10 protein-coding genes and 1 pseudogene are annotated in these 16,008 nt (G+C 74.9%); 3 read left to right on the top strand and 8 right to left on the bottom strand.

Annotated elements, in window-relative coordinates; all coding sequences use genetic code 11:
• Positions 1-258 precede the first annotated feature (258 nt).
• The 6 genes from QSK45_RS16815 to QSK45_RS16840 form a co-directional block, all read right to left on the bottom strand.
• Positions 259-1,062 (bottom strand): LytR/AlgR family response regulator transcription factor, encoded by an 804-nt coding sequence (locus tag QSK45_RS16815; RefSeq protein WP_285557708.1) that lies wholly within the window; start codon positions 1,060-1,062, stop codon positions 259-261.
• Positions 1,063-1,142: 80 nt separating this feature from the next.
• A complete protein-coding gene (locus QSK45_RS16820) occupies positions 1,143-3,557 on the bottom strand; it encodes a glycoside hydrolase family 65 protein (RefSeq protein ID WP_395484483.1) in 2,415 nt (804 codons plus the stop codon).
• Positions 3,554-5,659 carry a xanthine dehydrogenase family protein molybdopterin-binding subunit gene (locus QSK45_RS16825; protein WP_285557619.1) on the bottom strand — a complete coding sequence of 702 codons (2,106 nt, stop codon included), beginning with the start codon at positions 5,657-5,659 and terminating at the stop codon, positions 3,554-3,556. Before QSK45_RS16825 ends, QSK45_RS16820 begins: the two co-directional genes overlap by 4 nt.
• A gap of 53 nt (positions 5,660-5,712) precedes the next feature.
• A complete protein-coding gene (locus QSK45_RS16830) occupies positions 5,713-6,708 on the bottom strand; it encodes an FAD binding domain-containing protein (protein ID WP_285557621.1) in 996 nt (331 codons plus the stop codon).
• Positions 6,705-7,244: a (2Fe-2S)-binding protein gene (locus QSK45_RS16835; protein WP_285557623.1), complete on the bottom strand. Its 540-nt coding sequence runs from the start codon at positions 7,242-7,244 to the stop codon at positions 6,705-6,707. The genes QSK45_RS16830 and QSK45_RS16835 overlap by 4 nt, the downstream gene beginning before the upstream one ends.
• Before the next feature lie 1,089 nt (positions 7,245-8,333).
• Positions 8,334-10,220: an ABC transporter ATP-binding protein gene (locus QSK45_RS16840; protein ID WP_285557709.1), complete on the bottom strand. Its 1,887-nt coding sequence runs from the start codon at positions 10,218-10,220 to the stop codon at positions 8,334-8,336.
• A 245-nt stretch (positions 10,221-10,465) separates the two neighbouring features.
• Here QSK45_RS16840 and QSK45_RS16845 point away from each other — a divergent pair, with 245 nt between their 5' ends.
• Together QSK45_RS16845 and QSK45_RS16850 are read left to right on the top strand one after the other, a co-directional pair.
• Positions 10,466-11,386, top strand: coding sequence for a lysylphosphatidylglycerol synthase transmembrane domain-containing protein (locus tag QSK45_RS16845; protein WP_285557625.1), 921 nt, complete (start codon positions 10,466-10,468; stop codon positions 11,384-11,386).
• 43 nt (positions 11,387-11,429) lie between these two features.
• On the top strand, positions 11,430-12,188 hold the full coding sequence (locus QSK45_RS16850) for a crotonase/enoyl-CoA hydratase family protein (RefSeq protein ID WP_285557627.1): 759 nt from the start codon (positions 11,430-11,432) through the stop codon (positions 12,186-12,188).
• A 30-nt stretch (positions 12,189-12,218) separates the two neighbouring features.
• Here the strand turns inward: QSK45_RS16850 and QSK45_RS16855 are convergent, their stop codons facing one another.
• Both QSK45_RS16855 and QSK45_RS16860 read right to left on the bottom strand, forming a co-directional pair.
• Positions 12,219-13,490: a hypothetical protein gene (locus tag QSK45_RS16855; protein WP_285557711.1), complete on the bottom strand. Its 1,272-nt coding sequence runs from the start codon at positions 13,488-13,490 to the stop codon at positions 12,219-12,221.
• Positions 13,491-13,643: 153 nt separating this feature from the next.
• Positions 13,644-14,234: pseudogene (locus QSK45_RS16860) on the bottom strand (FGGY family carbohydrate kinase); the annotation flags it as partial.
• Between the two features lie 460 nt (positions 14,235-14,694).
• Here QSK45_RS16860 and QSK45_RS16865 point away from each other — a divergent pair.
• Positions 14,695-15,780, top strand: coding sequence for a mechanosensitive ion channel family protein (locus QSK45_RS16865; RefSeq protein WP_285557629.1), 1,086 nt, complete (start codon positions 14,695-14,697; stop codon positions 15,778-15,780).
• Positions 15,781-16,008: the final 228 nt, after the last annotated feature.

Raw genomic sequence — 16,008 nt, forward strand, 5'->3', positions numbered from 1 at the left:
GTGCCGGCATCGGCACAGGCTGTTCCCACGGCTGCTCCGCGCCTGCTCAGCGGCGTCCCGCGCCCAGGGAGCGGTGGCGGCGACGCATGTCCACGTGCGGCTGACGGTATATCAACCGGCTTGCGGCAAAGGTTAGTTGGTCGCGGACGTGACGCGCGCCGGACGGCGGCGCCGCGCGGCCGGTCCCGCCCCGGGCGACGGCCTCTTCGCGGGGGGACGGGTTCCGCCTCCCTCACACGCTCCCGGACACCGCGCCGCTCACCCGGTGTGCGGGCGAGTGTACGCGCCCTGGGCGAGCAGGTCGCGTACTTCGCGGGCGTTGCGGCGGCTCACGGCGAGCAGCCGGTCGCCGACCCGCACGGTCAGGTTGCCGCCGTCCACGCGGAGTTCCTCGATGCGGCCGAGGGCGACCAGGCGGCTGCGGTGGATGCGCACGAATCCGTGCGGACGCCACTGCTCCGCCAGCGCGGACAGCGGGATGCGCACCAGGTGGCTGCCGTCGCGGGTGTGCAGTCGCGCGTAGTCGCCCTGCGCCTCGGCGTAGGCGATGTCGGCGACGGGCACGAACCGGGTCACCCCGCCGAGTTCCACCGGCACGTGGTCGCCGAGGACGGTTCCGGTGCCGGGGCTCGCCGGGCGGGGCCCCTGCCCGGCGCCGACCAGTTCGGCGACCCGTCGTACGGCCTCGGCGAAGCGTTCCTTGCCCAGGGGCTTGAGGAGGTAGTCGACGGCCTTGAGGTCGAAGGCGCGGACGGCGTAGTCCTCGTGGGCGGTGACGAAGACGATCAACGGCGGTGCGGTGGACTCGCCGAGGGTCCGGGCCAGTTCGAGGCCGCCGAGTCCGGGCATGCTGACGTCCAGGAAGGCGACGTCCACGGCGTCCCGTCCGGCCGGGTCCGCCCGTCCGGCGCGGCCGAGCCGGTGCAGCGCCTCGGTGGCGGTCGAGGCGGGCACCACCTCGCCGACCCGCGGGTCCTCCCGGAGCAGGTACAGCAGTTCCGCCAGCGCGGGTTCCTCGTCGTCCACCGCAAGGGCCCGCAGCGGGGCCGTGTGAGCGCGCAGGGGCACGGCGGACAGCTCCTTTCTCCTTCAACCAGGTGCATGGTGACCCCGCGGGCCCGCCGCCGTCGAGTGGCCGGACCTCACTCCGGGAGCACCAGCCGCGCCGTGCGCCCCGGTCGCACCGGCACCACCCGGTCCGGCAGCCGTACGTCGACGGGCTCCCGGTCGGATTCGGGCACGGCGATCTCCAACTGGCGCCTGGCCAGGCGGACGGCGATGCCCCAGTGGCCCAGGTAGCGGATCGAGAAGCTGTAGGAGGAGACCGCGGGGAGCGGCACGGGGTCCAGCCAGAGGGCGCCCACGCGGGTCTCCAGGCCGGTCAGCCCGCGCTGCACGAGGTCGAGGGTGCCGGCCATCGCGCCGAGGTGGATACCCTCGCCGGTGGTACCGCCCTGCACGTCGGCGATGTCGCCGCGCAGGGTCTCCTGGACGAACCGCCAGGCGTCGGCGCGGCGGGCGCGGGCCAGGATCCAGCCGTGGACGAGGCCGCTGAGGGTGGAGCCGTGGCTGGTGCGGCCGAGGTAGTAGTCGACGTTCGCGGACCAGGCGTCCTCGTCGACGTCGTGACCCAACTGCCGGAACAGAGCCCGCAGTTCGCGGGGTGAGAAGAGATAGCGGAGCATCAGGAGGTCCGCCTGTTTGGAGGCCTTGTAGCGGTTGGCCGTGTCACCCTCGGCCTCCAGGATCCGGTCCAGGCGCCGGATGTCGCCGTAGCGCTCGCGGTAGGCGCCCCAGTCCAGTTCGGCGAGGTCTCCGTACCCCGCGAACTGGCTGATCATCCCGTCGTGCCGAGGCACGTGGAGGGTGTGCGCGACCTCCTCCCAGCGGTCGGTCTCGCCGGGTTCGAGGCCCGCCTTCTCGGTGAGTTCGCGGCGGCGCGGCTCGGGCAGGCAGCTCAGCAGTTCCAGGGTGCGGGCGAGCACCCAGGCGGCGGTGACGTTGGTGTACGTGTTGTCGTCCAGTCCCGGCCGGTCCGCGCCGGGATAGGCGTCGTGGTACTCGTCGGGGCCGACCACGCCCCGGATGCGGTGCCGGCCGAGGTGGTCGTCGTACTCCGCGGAGTCGGCCCAGAAGCGGGCGATGTGGAGGAGCATCTCGGCGCCCTCGCCGGCGCGGAAGGCGCTGTCGCCGGTGGCCTCGCAGTACTGCCACACGTTGTAGGCGACCGCGGAGCCGACGTGGTGCTGGAGGTGGGAGTGGTCGGGCAGCCAGCGGCCGGAGCGGGGGTTGAGGTGCAGTTCCTGGGTCTCCTCGTGGCCGTCGCTGCCGCTCTGCCACGGGTAGCACGCGCCGCGCCGGCCGAGCCTCGCCGCGGCGCGCCGGGCCGCGTCCAGGCGGCGGTGCCGGTAGCGGAGCAGGCCCCGGGAGACCTCGGGAAGGTGGAGGTTGAGGTAGGGCAGCACGAAGAGTTCGTCCCAGAAGACATGACCGCGGTACGCCTCGCCGTGCAGTCCGCGCGCGGGCACGCCGACGTCCAGGTCGGCGGTGTGCGGGGAGAGGGTCTGGAGTACGTGGAAGAGGTGCAGGCGCAGGATCCGCCCGGCCTCGCCGGGGACGTCGAGCACGGTGTGCCGCCACAGCATCTCCCAGGCGGCGCGGTGGGATTCCCGCAGGTCCGGGAAGCCGGGCGCGTCGGTGAGCCGGGCGAGGGCCGCGCGCAGCGGGTCGCCGATGGCCGGGTCGTGGGAGGTGTGCAGGGCGATGGTCTTGTCGACGGTGGCGGTGCGGCCGGGAGGCAGGGTGAGGCGCAACGTCTGTACGGCGCGGCGGGGCCCGGGGGCGGCGGTGGCCCTGGCCGCCGGGGCGGTGGCGTCGGCGGTCCCCGGGGTTTCGGCGGTGAGCCGTCCCGCCAGCGCGATCCGGATGTCGGAGGTGCGGGTGCGGCAGTGCAGCCACACGGTGTCGGCGCCGGCCGCTCCGGTGCGGACGTCGGTGAGGTGGCGGCCGTCCAGGTCGCGATAGCGGGCGACGCCGCAGTTGGTGACGTCGCCGTCGAGCGCGGCCTCGACGTCCAGCTCCAGGGCGCCGCCCTCGGCGGTGAACTCCGTGCGCAGGGCGGCGAGATGGGGGTCGCCGAGGTGGACCAGGCGCAACTGCCGTACGCCGAGGGCCCGGTGCGGGCCGAGGGCGTAGCGGGTACGGCGCTCCAGCAGGCCCGCGTCGAGGTGCAGGGTGAGGTGGTGCTCGGCGACGGTGGCGGTGTCCGGGGTGAGCCAGTCGGTGCTGTCGGCCGCCGGACGGAAGCGCAGGGGCAGCCAGTTGGGCAGGTTGACCATGTCCTCGTTCTCGACGCGGCGGCCCGCGACCTCGGAGGTGAGCCGGTTGTAGCAGCCGGCCGCGTAGGTACCCGGGTAGTGGATGTCGTCGGCGGTGCACTCGGGCAGCGCGCCGCGGGTGGCGAAGTAGCCGTTTCCCAGGGTGCACAGGGACTCCCGCAGGCGTTCCTGCCCCGCCTCGTATCCGTGGTACTCCCAGGTCGGCCCGGCCACGGTCACCCCGCGGCGGGCAGACCGGCGAGGATCCGGTCGGGGGTGAGGGGCAGTTCGCGGCAGCGCACACCGGTGGCGTGGTGGACGGCGTTGCCGATGGCGGCGGCGGTGCCGACGATGCCGATCTCGCCGATGCCCTTGGCGCCCATGGGGTTGAGGTGGGTGTCGTCCTCCTCGATCCAGTGGGCCTCGACGGCGGGCACGTCGGCGTTCGCGGGTACGTGGTAGGAGGCGAGGTCGCACTCGGTGAAGTCGCCGAAGGCGGGGTCCAGGGTGCTGCTCTCGGTGAGGGCCATGCCCAGGCCCATGATCATGCCGCCGGTGAACTGGGACCGGGCGGTACGGGGGTTGAGGATGTGCCCGGCGGCGAAGACGCCGAGCAGCCGGCGCACCCGGGTCTCGCCGGTGACGGTGTCGACGGCGACCTCGGCGAAGTGGGCGCCGAACGCGTGCCGCGCGTAGGGGACTTCGGCATCCGCCTTCCCCGCGGTGTCGGCGTGGGCGTCGAGACCTTCGGCGGGCAACGGGCCGGTGTGTGCCGCGAGTCGCGCGGCGAGATCGGCGCAGGCGTCGTGCACGGCCCAGCCCCAGGAGGCGGTGCCGGTGGAGCCGCCGGCCAGCCAGGCCGGGGGCAGGTCGCTGTGCCCGATCTCGGTCCGCACCCGGTCCAGGGCGGTGCCGAGGGTGTCGGCGGCGATCTGGGCGAGGACGGTACGGGCCCCGGTGCCGATGTCGGTCGCGTTGATGCGCACCGTGAAGGTGCCGTCGGGCAGGGCGCGGGCGGTGGCGGTGGCCGGGACCGCGGAGGACGGGTAGGTGGCGGCGGCGACGCCGGTGCCGAGGAGCCAGGGGCCCTCGCGGCGCGAGCGCGGGCGCGGATCACGCTCGTCCCAGCCGAACCGGCGGGCCCCTTCGCGCAGGCACTGCACCAGATGCCGGCTGCTGAACGGCTTGCCGGTGCCCGGCTCGTGCACGGGCTCGTTGCGGATGCGCAGCCGGATCGGGTCCATGCCCAGCGCCTCGGCGAGTTCGTCCACGGCGGACTCCAGGGCGTACATGCCGGGCGACTCGCCGGGGGCGCGCATCCAGGAGGGACTCGGCACGTCCAGGGCGACCACGCGGTGGACGGTGCGCAGGTTGGGCGTGGCGTACATGACGCGGGCGGGCACCGCGGCCTGCTCCACGAACTCCTTCACGCGTGAGGTGTGGGTGGTCACCTCGTGCACGACCGCCGTCAGGCGGCCGTCGGGGGCGGCGCCGAGGCGCAGCCGGTGCAGCGTGGGGGCGCGGTGGCCGACGACGGTGGGCAGGTACCGGCGGGGGTAGGCCAGGGTGACCGGGCGGGCGGTCCGCAGGGCGGCCATCGCCGCGAGCACCAGGTCGGGGCGCGGGGTGCCCTTGGAACCGAAGCCGCCGCCGACGTGCTCGCTGACCACGGTGACGTGATCCTCGGGCAGCTCGAACATCTGGGCGAGCACGGAGCGCGCCGTCGTACCGCCCTGGCTGGAGGTGTACACCGTGAGCCGGTCGTCGTCCCAGTGGGCCGTGGTCGCGTGCGGCTCCATGGGGTGATTGTGCAGCGGCGGCACCCGGTAGGCGACGTCGACACGAGTGGGCGCGGCGGCGAACGCGCCCTCGGGGTCGCCGTGCTCGACCCGGCCGGGCAGCCCGGCGTTGGCCACGTCCGGCTCGTGGGCATCCGGGTGGTCCTCGGTCAGTTCGACGTCGTACGGCTCGCTGTCGTAGCGGACGCGCACCAGTCGGGCGGCGGCCCGTGCGGTCTCCGGGGTCTCGGCGACGACGAGCGCGACGCACCAGCCCCGGTGCGGGACGCGGGGTTCCTGGAGCACGGCGAGGGTGGCGTCCTCGGGTTCGGCGAGCCTGGGCGCGTCGCCGGGGGTGAGCACGGCGAGGACGCCGGGCAGGGCGCGGGCGGCCGAGGTGTCCACCTCGGCGACCCGCCCGCGGGCCACGGCGGCGGGCACGGGCCAGGCATGGGCGCGGCCGGGCAGTGGGTACTCGGCGGCGTAGCGGGCGGCGCCGGTGACCTTCTGCCGCCCCTCCAGGCGCTCGGCGGGGGCGCCGAGGGCGGTGTCGGTGTGGGGCATGGGTCCTCCTGTGTCACCGGGTGGGGTGCGCGGCCGGGCCGCGGACACGCGGGTCAGACCGCGGCGGGGGCCGGGGTGAGGCGGCCGAGGACGTCGAGCGCGAGATTGCGGGCGAGGGGCACCTTGAAGGCGTTCTCGCCGAGCGGCCGGGCCGCGGCGAGTTCGAGGTCGACGGCGCGTTCGAGGGCGGCCGGGGTGGGCGCGGCACCGCGCAGGGCCTCCTCGGCGCGGCGGGCCCGCCAGGGCTTGTGCGCGAGCCCGCCGAAAGCGAGGCCCACGTGCTCGATCACGCCGTCCGCGAGCCGCAGTACGACGGCCACGGAGGCGAGGGCGAAGGCGTACGACGCCCGGTCCCGGGCCTTGCGGTAGGCGGAGGGCAGCCCGGCGGTCGCGGCCGGCAGGAGCACGCCGGTGACGATCTCGCCGGGGCGGATCTCGCTGTCCCGCTCGGGGTGGTCGCCGGGCAGCCGGTGGAAGTCGGCGGCGGGCACGTCGCGCGTCCCGTCGGTGCCGTACAGCTCGACCCGGGCGTCCAGCGCGGCGAGGGCGACGGCCATGTCGGACGGGTGGGTGGCGATGCACTGCTCGGAGTGGCCGAGGACCGCGTGGTCGCGGTGGACGCCCTCCAGGGCGCCGCAGCCGCTGCCGGGGTCGCGTTTGTTGCAGGGTTTGCCGACGTCCTGGAAATAGGGGCAGCGGGTGCGCTGGAGGAGGTTGCCGCCGGTGGTGGCGGCGTTGCGGAGCTGGCCCGATGCACCGGCGAGGAGGGCCTGGGACAGCGCCGGGTAGCGGTCGCGCACACGCGGGTCGGCGGCGAGGTCGCTGTTGCGGACCGTGGCGCCGGCCCGCAGGGAGCCGTCGGGCAGCTCCTCGATGCCGTCCAGGGGCAGCCGGCCGACGTCCACGAGGAAGGCCGGCCGCTCGACGCCGAGCTTCATCAGGTCGACCAGGTTGGTGCCGCCGGCCAGGTAGCGGGCGCCGGGGTGGGCGGCGTACGCCTCGGCGGCCTCCTGGAGCGTGGCGGGCCTGAGGTATCCGAAGCCGTTCACCGGATCACGTCCTCCACCGCCTCGACGATGCCCGGGTAGGCGCCGCAGCGGCACAGGTTGCCGCTCATGCGCTCGCGGATCTCGGGCCGGTCCAGCGGGACGGGGCGACCGGAGGGGGCCGCGGGGTCCGTGACGTGGGAGGGGTGCCCGGCGGCGGCCTCGGCGAGCATACCGACGGCGGAGCAGAGCTGGCCCGGGGTGCAGTAGCCGCACTGGAAGGCGTCGCGGTCGAGGAAGGCCCGCTGGAGCGGGTGCGGTTCCTCGCCGTCGCCGCCCAGGCCCTCCACGGTGGTGACCTCGGCGCCGTCCAGGGTCACCGCCAGCAGCAGACAGCTGTTGAGCCGGCGCCCGCCGACCAGCACGGTGCAGGCCCCGCACTGGCCGTGGTCGCACCCCTTCTTGGCGCCGGTGAGCCCGAGGTCCTCACGGAGCAGGTCCAGGAGGACGCGGCGGTGGTCGACGTACAGGGTGTGCGGCTTGCCGTTCACCCTCAGGGTGATCTCCGATCCCGGGGCGGGCGCGTTCTCACTGGTCATGTCAGGGGTGCCTTCCGGACGGACCGTGTGCCGTGCGCTCCGCGTATCCAGGTTGGCGAGGCTCACACGCGCTCCGTGTACGGGGGCGGAGGGAGAACCGGTGGCTCAGGTCCCGCCGGGCCGGTCTCCCTGGCGGCCGCCCCTCGGGCGCCTCGCGTCCGGCGGCTCACGTCCGGTGGCTCCCGCGCGGTGGCTTATGCCCGGCGGCTCACGTCCGACGGCTCGTGCGCGGTGGTCACGTCCGGTGGCTCACGCCCGGCGGCTCACGTCCGCTGGCCCGAGCGCGGTAGCTCACGTCCGGCGGCTCACGCCCGACGGCTCGTGCGCGGTGGCTCACATCCGGCCCCTCCCGCCCGACGGCTCACGTCCGCTGGCCGTGCGCGATGGCTCACGTCCGGCGCCTCCCGCCCGGCGGCTCACGTCCGCTGGCCCGTGCGCGGTAGCTCACGTCCGGCGGCTCACGCCCGACGGCTCGTGCGCGGTGGTCACGTCCGGTAACTTGCGCCCGACGGCTCACGTCCGCTGGCCCGAGCGCGATGGCTCACGTCCGGTAGCTCGCGCCCGGCGCCTCGTGCGCGGTGGCTCGTGCGCGGGCGGCGCGCTCGCCGGCGGCCCGCTGCCCCGGCCGCGGGCCCGGCCGCCTCGCGTGATGCGCCCATCGGGCCGGGCCGTCGTACTGCCGTCGGTCCGGCGGCCCAGGACGGTGCGCGACCGAGCGAGGCCGACGCGTGCCGCGAGCACACGCCGCGCATTCCGCCGACGAGGGCGGCCGGCTGCCGCCCGCTTCCGGTGGGGGGGGCGGGGAGGCGGCGGAGGGCGGAGAGGGCGGCGGAGGTGGTACGGCAGGCCGCCGGACATGAACCTCGGCGGCGCCCGGGGACCGGCCTGTCCGCCGGTCCCCGGTTCACGGCTCACGGCTCACGGCTCACGGCTCACGGCTCACGGCTCACGGCTCACGGCTCACGGCTCACGGCGGAGGCCCACCCCTCCCCCGGCCGCTCCAACCGCGTTTCCCGTACCGGAATCCGCCTCCAACCATCCCCCGCCCCGGCCCCGCCGGGGCCGCGGTGAACCCCGTCCCCTGGCCCCTCAGACCGCCCCCACCGCCGCGCCTTCCCCGTCCCGCTGCGCGAACTGCGTCCGGTACAGCTCGGCGTACCGCCCGCCCGCCGCCAGCAACTCCTCGTGCGTGCCCCGCTCCGCGATCCGGCCGGACTCGATCACGAGGATCTGGTCGGCGGCGCGGACGGTCGACAGGCGGTGGGCGATCACCACGGCGGTGCGTCCCTCCAACGCCTCGGTGAGGGCCTCCTGGACGGCCGCCTCGGAGGTGTTGTCCAGGTGAGCGGTGGCCTCGTCGAGGATGACGACACGCTGGCGGGCCAGCAGCAGCCGGGCGATGGTCATCCGCTGGCGCTCGCCGCCGGACAGCCGGTAGCCGCGCTCGCCGACGACCGTGTCGAGGCCGTCCGGCAGGGACCGTACGACCTCGGCGAGGCGGGCGCGGCCGAGGGCGTCCCACAGCTCCTCGTCCCCGGCCTCCGGGCGGGCCAGCAGCAGGTTGGCGCGGACGGTGTCGTGGAAGAGGTGACCGTCCTGGGTGACCATGCCGAGGGTGGCCCGCAGCGAGGCCGCCGTCACGTCGCGGACGTCCACCCCGCCGACCCGGACGGCGCCCGCGTCGACGTCGTACAGGCGCGGCAGCAACTGGGCGATGGTCGACTTCCCGGCGCCGGAGGAGCCGACCAGGGCGATGGTCTGGCCGGGTTCGGCGCGGAAGGAGACGCCGTGCAGGACCTCGGTGCCGCCACGGGTGTCGAGGGCGGCGACCTCTTCGAGGGAGGCGAGGGAGACCTGGTCGGCGGCCGGGTAGGAGAAGTGGACGTCGTCGAACTCGACGGCCACCGGGCCCCGCGGGATCTCGGCCGCGTCCTCCTTCTCCGCGATCAGCGGCTTCAGGTCGAGCACCTCGAAGACCCGCTCGAAGCTGACGAGCGCGCTCATCACCTCCACCCGCGCCCCGGCCAGCGCGGTGAGCGGGGCGTAGAGCCGGGTCAGCAGCAGGGCCAGCGAGACGACCGCGCCGGGCTGCAGGGTGCCGTGGAGCGCGAACCAGCCGCCGAGGCCGTAGACGAGTGCCAGCGCGAGGGCGGAGACCAGTGTGAGGGAGGTGATGAACACCGACTGCGCGGTGGCGGTGCGCACCCCGATGTCCCGGACCCGGGCGGCGCGCACGGCGAACTCCGCCGACTCCTCCTCGGGACGGCCGAACAGCTTGACCAGGGTGGCGCCGGGCGCCGAGAACCGCTCGGTCATCCGGGTGCCCATGGCCGCGTTCAGCGCCGCCGCCTCCCGCTGCATCCGGGCCATCCTGCTGCCCATCCGGCGCGCGGGCAGCACGAAGACGGGCAGCAGTACCAGCGCGAGCAGGGTGATCTGCCAGGACAGGGTGAGCATCACGGCGAGCGTGAGCAGCAGGGTGACCAGGTTGGTCACCACGCCGGACAGGGTGTTGGCGAAGGCCCGCTGGGCGCCGATCACGTCGTTGTTGAGCCGGCTGACCAGCGCTCCCGTGCGCGTGCGGGTGAAGAAGGCGACGGGCATGCGCTGGACGTGGTCGAACACGGCCGTTCTGAGGTCGAGGATGAGTCCCTCGCCGAGCGTCGAGGACAGCCGCCGGCCGAGGATGCCGAGCCCGGCCTCGGCGAGGGCGACCAGGGCGATCAGCAGGGACAGGCGGACCACGGTGCCGGAGTCGTGCCCCGACACGATGGCGTCGACGACCCGCCCGGCGAGGACCGGGGTCGCCACGGCGAGCAGCGCGGTCACCACCCCGAGCAGGACGAAGCGGACGATGCCCGCGCGGTGCGGGCGGGCGAAGGCGGCGATGCGGCGCAGCGTGGCGCGGGCGAGGGGACGGCGGTCGGCCTGCGCGTTCATCACGCTGTGCAGCTGCGTCCATGCGGTGGTCTCCATGCTCATGAAGAGAACGTAGAACCTCAAGCTTCGTTGAGGTCAATGTCCGAGGCATTTCACCCGCTCCGGCGTCCCGGAACCAGGGCGTCCCGACGAACCCGGTGACCCCCATGACCCCGATGACCACTCCCCGTAAGCCCCCGTCCGGCGCGACGCCACCCGCCGTTGGGACGGCGCCGAGACGCTCTGCGGATGTGACCGCCGTCCCCACTCCCCCGCTCCCCCGGGCACGACTCCCCCGTCGCGTGCCCGTCCGCCAGGCGCTGTGCCTGCTGCCGCTGCTGCTGTTCGGCGTGGCCGCCGTGCGCAACCGCTCGCTGCTCGCCGAGGGCTTCGGCCAGCTGCGCACCGCCTCCTGGCCCTGGCTGCTCGCGGCGGCCGGGGCCACCTGTCTGACCTGGGTGGCGGCGGCCGTCACCCGGCAGGGCGCGGTGATCCAGCCGCTGCCCAAGGCGCGGCTGCTGGCGACCCAGTTCGCGGCCGCGTCGGCCAACCATCTGCTGCCCACCGGGCTCGGCGCGGGCGCGGTGAACCTGCGGTTCATGACCGTGTGCGGGGTGCCGCTGGCCCGCTCCTCGGCCGCGCTCGCGCTGTACCTGCTCGCGGAGAGCGCGGGCCGCCTCGGTCTGCTGGCCGGCCTGCTGCTCGCCTTCCCGGACGCGCTGCGGCTCGGTCCGCTGCTGCCGGACGGTTCGGCGGTGCCGCTGCTGGGCGCGGCCGGGCTGCTGGTGGCGGTGGCGGGTGCCGGGGCGCTGGTACGACCGCTGCGCACCCGTGTCTCCGCGTTCGTCCGGGAGGCCCTGGGCGAGGCACGGTCGGTGCACACCCGGCCGGTGCGCGCCCTGGCCCTGTGGGGCGGTTCGCTGGCCTTTCCCGCGCTCCAGGCGGCGGGGCTCGCCGCGGTCGGCCGGGCGCTACGACTGCCGGTGCCGCCCGCCCATATGGCGCTCGCCTATCTCGCGGCGACGGTCGCGGTGGCCCTGGTGCCCACCCCGGGCGGGCTCGGTTCGGTCGAGGCGGCGCTGATCGTGGCCCTGGTCGCGGTGGGCGGCCCGGCGGCGCCGGCCACGGCGGTGGTGCTGGCCTACCGGATCATCACCGTCTGGGCTCCGCTGCTGCCGGGAGCGTTGACCCTGGGGGCGCTGGTGCGGCTGAAGGTCATCTGAGGCAGAGTGGCCCTCCCAGCCGCCTGGAGAGGGAGAGCCCGTCGTGCCGGTCCGTGTGGAGCGCGAGGAGTACGTCACCACCGTCGTCCTGTCCCGGCCCGAGGCCCGCAACGCCGTGGACGGCCCGACGGCCGCGGAACTCGCCGCGGCCTTCCGGGAGTTCGAGGCGGACGAGAACGCCCGGGTGGCGGTGCTGTGGGGCGAGGGCGGCACGTTCTGCGCGGGGGCCGACCTGAAGGCGATCGGCACCGAGCGGGGCAACCGGGTGGCCGAGGAGGGTGACGGGCCGATGGGCCCGACCCGGCTGCGGCTGTCCAAGCCGGTGATCGCCGCCGTCGCCGGCCACGCGGTGGCGGGCGGACTGGAACTGGCCCTCTGGTGCGATCTGCGGGTGGCGGAGGAGGACGCGGTGTTCGGCGTGTTCTGCCGCCGCTGGGGAGTGCCGCTGATCGACGGCGGGACCGTACGGCTGCCCCGGCTGATCGGCACGAGCCGGGCCATGGACCTGATCCTCACCGGCCGTCCCGTTCCGGCGCAGGAGGCGTACGCGATGGGGCTCGCCAACCGCGTGGTGCCGGCCGGCTCCGCCCGCACCGAGGCGGAGGCACTGGCCGCCGCGATCGCCCGCTTCCCGCAGGCGTGCCTGCGCAGCGACCGCGCCTCGGTGCTCGACCAGGAGGGGCTGGCCGAGGCGGCCGCGATGCGCGGTGAACTCCACCACGGGATGGGCGTGCTGGCCGAGAGCGCGGAGGGCGCCGCCCGCTTCTCCTCGGGCGCGGGGCGGCACGGCTCGTTCCGTTGAGCAGGGCGTGCACGGGTACGCCCGTCAGGGTCACTCCTCGGAAAGTCCGGCATAGGCGCGCAGCGCGTCGCGTGGAGTGGGCAGGCCCCAGGAGCGGACGATGCCCCAGAGGTTGGCCCACTGCCAGGTGGCCTTGTCGAGTTCGGCGAGGACCCGGACCAGGCGGCGCTGGGGCTCGGCCAGTTCCGTGAAGGCGCCGGGGCCGTCGGGCCCCGGCTCGCCGAAGGCCAGCCGCAGCGCGGCCGTGGCCAGGGGGAAGCTCTCCGGGCCGCTGGTGGCGGCGAGCCCGCCGGTCACCGCGTCCAGGGCCTCGGCGGGGAACCGGCCGGCGAGCAGGGTGAGGGAGGCGGCGGAGTATCCGCGCAGGTCGCCCTCGTGGAACACCACCCGGGGCGTGTCGGACCCCGGCTCCTCGGCCACGGCCACCAGTTCGGACAGCACCTCGGCACTCACCGCCGCCTCGACGCCCCTCCCGCCGAGACGGGCCAGCGCGGTGGCCGCCGCCCATCGCACCACCGGCTCTCCGGCGGTGAGGAACTCCCGTATTCTGGCGGCGAGTTCAGCGCCCGGTTCGCCATCACCCAGCAGTCCGACGGCCACCAGCAGGGTGGCCAGGACCACGGGCTCGCGCTCCTCGTCCAGCAGCGGCACCAGGTGCGGCAGGCTCTCCCCGGCCGCCTCCGGGAACCACGCCAGCAGGTACGCCACGCCCGCCCGGACCGCCGCCTCGCGGTCGCCCGACAGCGGCAGCAGCGCGGGCAGTGCGCCGCGCACCGCGTCGTAGGCGCCCAGTTCCGCGGCCATGGCCTCCAGCTGGCGGTCGTGGTCGTACAGGTCGCGGCGCATCGCCCGCAGCCGCCGGTCCTTCTCGTCGGTCGCCGCCTCCACCCAGGCGTCGTACTCGGCGCGTATCGCCTCGGGGTCCTGCGCGCGGACCTTCTCGACGTCGGCTCGCCAGTCGGCCACCGCGACGCCGCCGGGCAGATGGGCCTCGTCGTAGCCGATGGCGAGAGCGGCCAGCAGCTCCAGGTGCTCGGCCCGGCCGGGCAGCGCGGGATCCGCCGCCATGCGCGCCAGGAACGGCACCACGGCGGCCGTGGCCGGGTACCGGCTGCCCTGGTGGAAGATGTTGCCGTACAGCGCGTCCAGGGCCGCCGCCCGCTCCTCCGGGTCCCCGGAACACCGGGCCAGCAGCAGGCCGGGCACGTCTTCGGCGGGGCCGTAGGCATGCGTCAGCGCGGACCAGTCGACGGCGTCGAGGCCGGACAGCGCGAGGGGCACCGAAGTGTTGATCTCAGTCACATCGGAACTGTCGCACACGGCACTGACAACGCCCGGCTCGGCCGGGATCACGCCACGCAGCCGACCAGCCCGGAGCCCCCCAGTAGTGCCGCGGGTCGGGCGACAGCGGTGATCTCCGGGAGGCGTTCCCCGGTAGAGGCCCCGGATGTACTGCCCTGTGAGGTCGAGGGCACGGGACGACCACCGGACGCGGTCGAGGTCGAGGAGCCCGGTACGCCCGGCCGTGGCGGCGGCCGGGTACACCCGGCCGAGGCGGCGCGGGTGAGGCGGTGCGCCGGCCAGGAGCCGGAGGTGGTGACGACGCCCTCGCGGGTGAGGTGGCCGCGGATCCAGGCCATCCTGGGCGCGGCGGGACAGGGGTCCGGGGGCAGGCCGGCGAGGTGCCGACTCGTCGGCGTGATCAGTCACTTCTCCGCAGACGGACTCGGCGCTGCGGTCCTGCCGGACCAGGACGCCGGCGAGCGGCCGACCGACCCGTCGCGGGGTCCCGGGCGAGGACGGTCTCGCCCCGGTCGGCGAGACCCGGGGCCACGACGCGCTCCCCGGCCTCGGCGAGCGCCCTCCGGCCGGCGGCGGGCACGGAGTCGTACAGCTCGTCGGGGCCGCCTCGACCGGCCCGCCGGGCCGGTGACTCGGACGGACCTCGGCGTACCGGGTGCCGAGGACGCCGCGCTCCGGGCGGACCACGAGTGCCTTGGCGCCGGAGGTGCCCTGGCCGACGGCGAGCACCGGCCCCGCCGTCACGCCGGTCCCCTCATCGCGCCGCGCTCCCTCGCCGCACCGGCCCTGTCATCGCGTCGACCCCGTCAGCCGCGCCCGACCGCGCCGGAGATCACCGCGTCAGCCCGCCGCCACGCGAAACCGGCGCCAAGCCGACCCGGGCAGGCCGGCGATCTCCCAACTCCCCTGCCTGACCTACTGAGTTGGCAACAACAGTGGGGCGCAACCACCACCCCTGTGGTGGCCGCCGACCATACGCACCCCCCAGGGGAGGGCTGTTGCCAGGGCATCATCCGATCCGGGGTTCCGGGCTTCCCCGGCCCCGGTGGTAGGGCGCGTTCCGGATACGGCAGGATGAACGCTCGTGCCGGTCACCGGAGTTCCGGGGCCGGCACGTTCGTACTCCCGCACATCGAGCAGGTGACAACGTGACGAGACCTCACAGACGGCACACCGCAGGAACCCTGCGCGGCGGAGGTGACCGGTGAACCGCGCGCTGACCCTGGACGACGCCGTGGTCGCGGGCATCGCGATCGCGGCGGGCCTGCTGGCCGCCTTCCTCTCCCGTTCGCTGCTGCGCTGGCTGGCCAAGCACGCCAAGCGGACCCGCTGGAGCGGCGACGACGTCATCGTGGACGCGCTGCGCTCGATCGTGCCCTGGGCGCTGATCGCGAGCGGCGTGGCGGCGGCGGCGATCGTCCTGCCCCTCACCAAGACGGTGCAGCACCACACCGACCAGGTGCTGGAGGTGTGGCTGATCTTCGTGGCCACGCTGTCCGCGGCCCGGGTGATCACCGGGCTGGTGCGCACGGTCACGCAGTCCCGCTCGGGCGTGGCGGGCTCGGCGACCATCTTCGTCAACATCACCCGGGTGCTGGTCCTGGCCATCGGCTTCCTGGTGGTGCTCCAGACCCTCGGGATCTCCATAGCACCGCTACTCACCGCCCTGGGCGTGGGCGGTCTCGCGGTGGCCCTGGCCTTGCAGGACACACTCGCCAACCTCTTCGCCGGCATCCACATCCTGGCCTCCAAGACGGTGCAGCCGGGCGACTACATCCAGCTGAGCAGCGGCGAGGAGGGCTACGTCGTCGACATCAACTGGCGCCAGACGACGGTCCGCCAGCTGTCCAACAACCTGGTGGTGATCCCCAACGGCCAGCTCGCCAAGGCCAACATGACCAACTACACCCGGCCCGAGCAGCGGCTCACGGTGCCGGTGCAGGTGGGCGTGAGCTACGACTCCGACCTGGAGCAGGTGGAGCGGGTGACCGCCGAGGTGGTCGAGGAGGTGATGCACGAGGTCAGCGGTGCCCTGCCGGACCACGAGCCCGCGATCCGCTTCCACACCTTCGGCGACTCGCGCATCGGCTTCACGGTGATCCTCGGCATCGGCGAGTTCAGCGACCAGTACCGCATCAAGCACGAGTTCATCAAGCGCCTGCACCGCCGCTACCGCGCGGAGGGCATCCGCATCCCCTCCCCCCTCCGCACGGTCGCCATCCAGCAGGGAACGCTCCCGATACCGCCGCAGCGCAGCGGGGAGGACGTCCCGCGGGGGGCCGTGGAGTAGGGGCGGGACGGAAGGAGGGCCCGCCCCAGGAGCGGGCCGGGGGTCGAGGGACCGCGCCGGGTGGCGGCCCACGGGCCGGGGATCGCGACCCCCAGGCCGGGGTGATCCCGTGGCGAAAGGCCGGGAGGTGGTCCCCGGGGGTGGGTCCGGAACGGTCCCGGGGCCGTCCGGGGTGGTCCCGGGACGGGGACCGGGGAACGCCCCCAGAGCCGGGCGCGGTGATCACGA

This window comes from Streptomyces hygroscopicus subsp. hygroscopicus, from assembly GCF_030269125.1.
Lineage (GTDB): Bacteria > Actinomycetota > Actinomycetes > Streptomycetales > Streptomycetaceae > Streptomyces > Streptomyces hygroscopicus_C.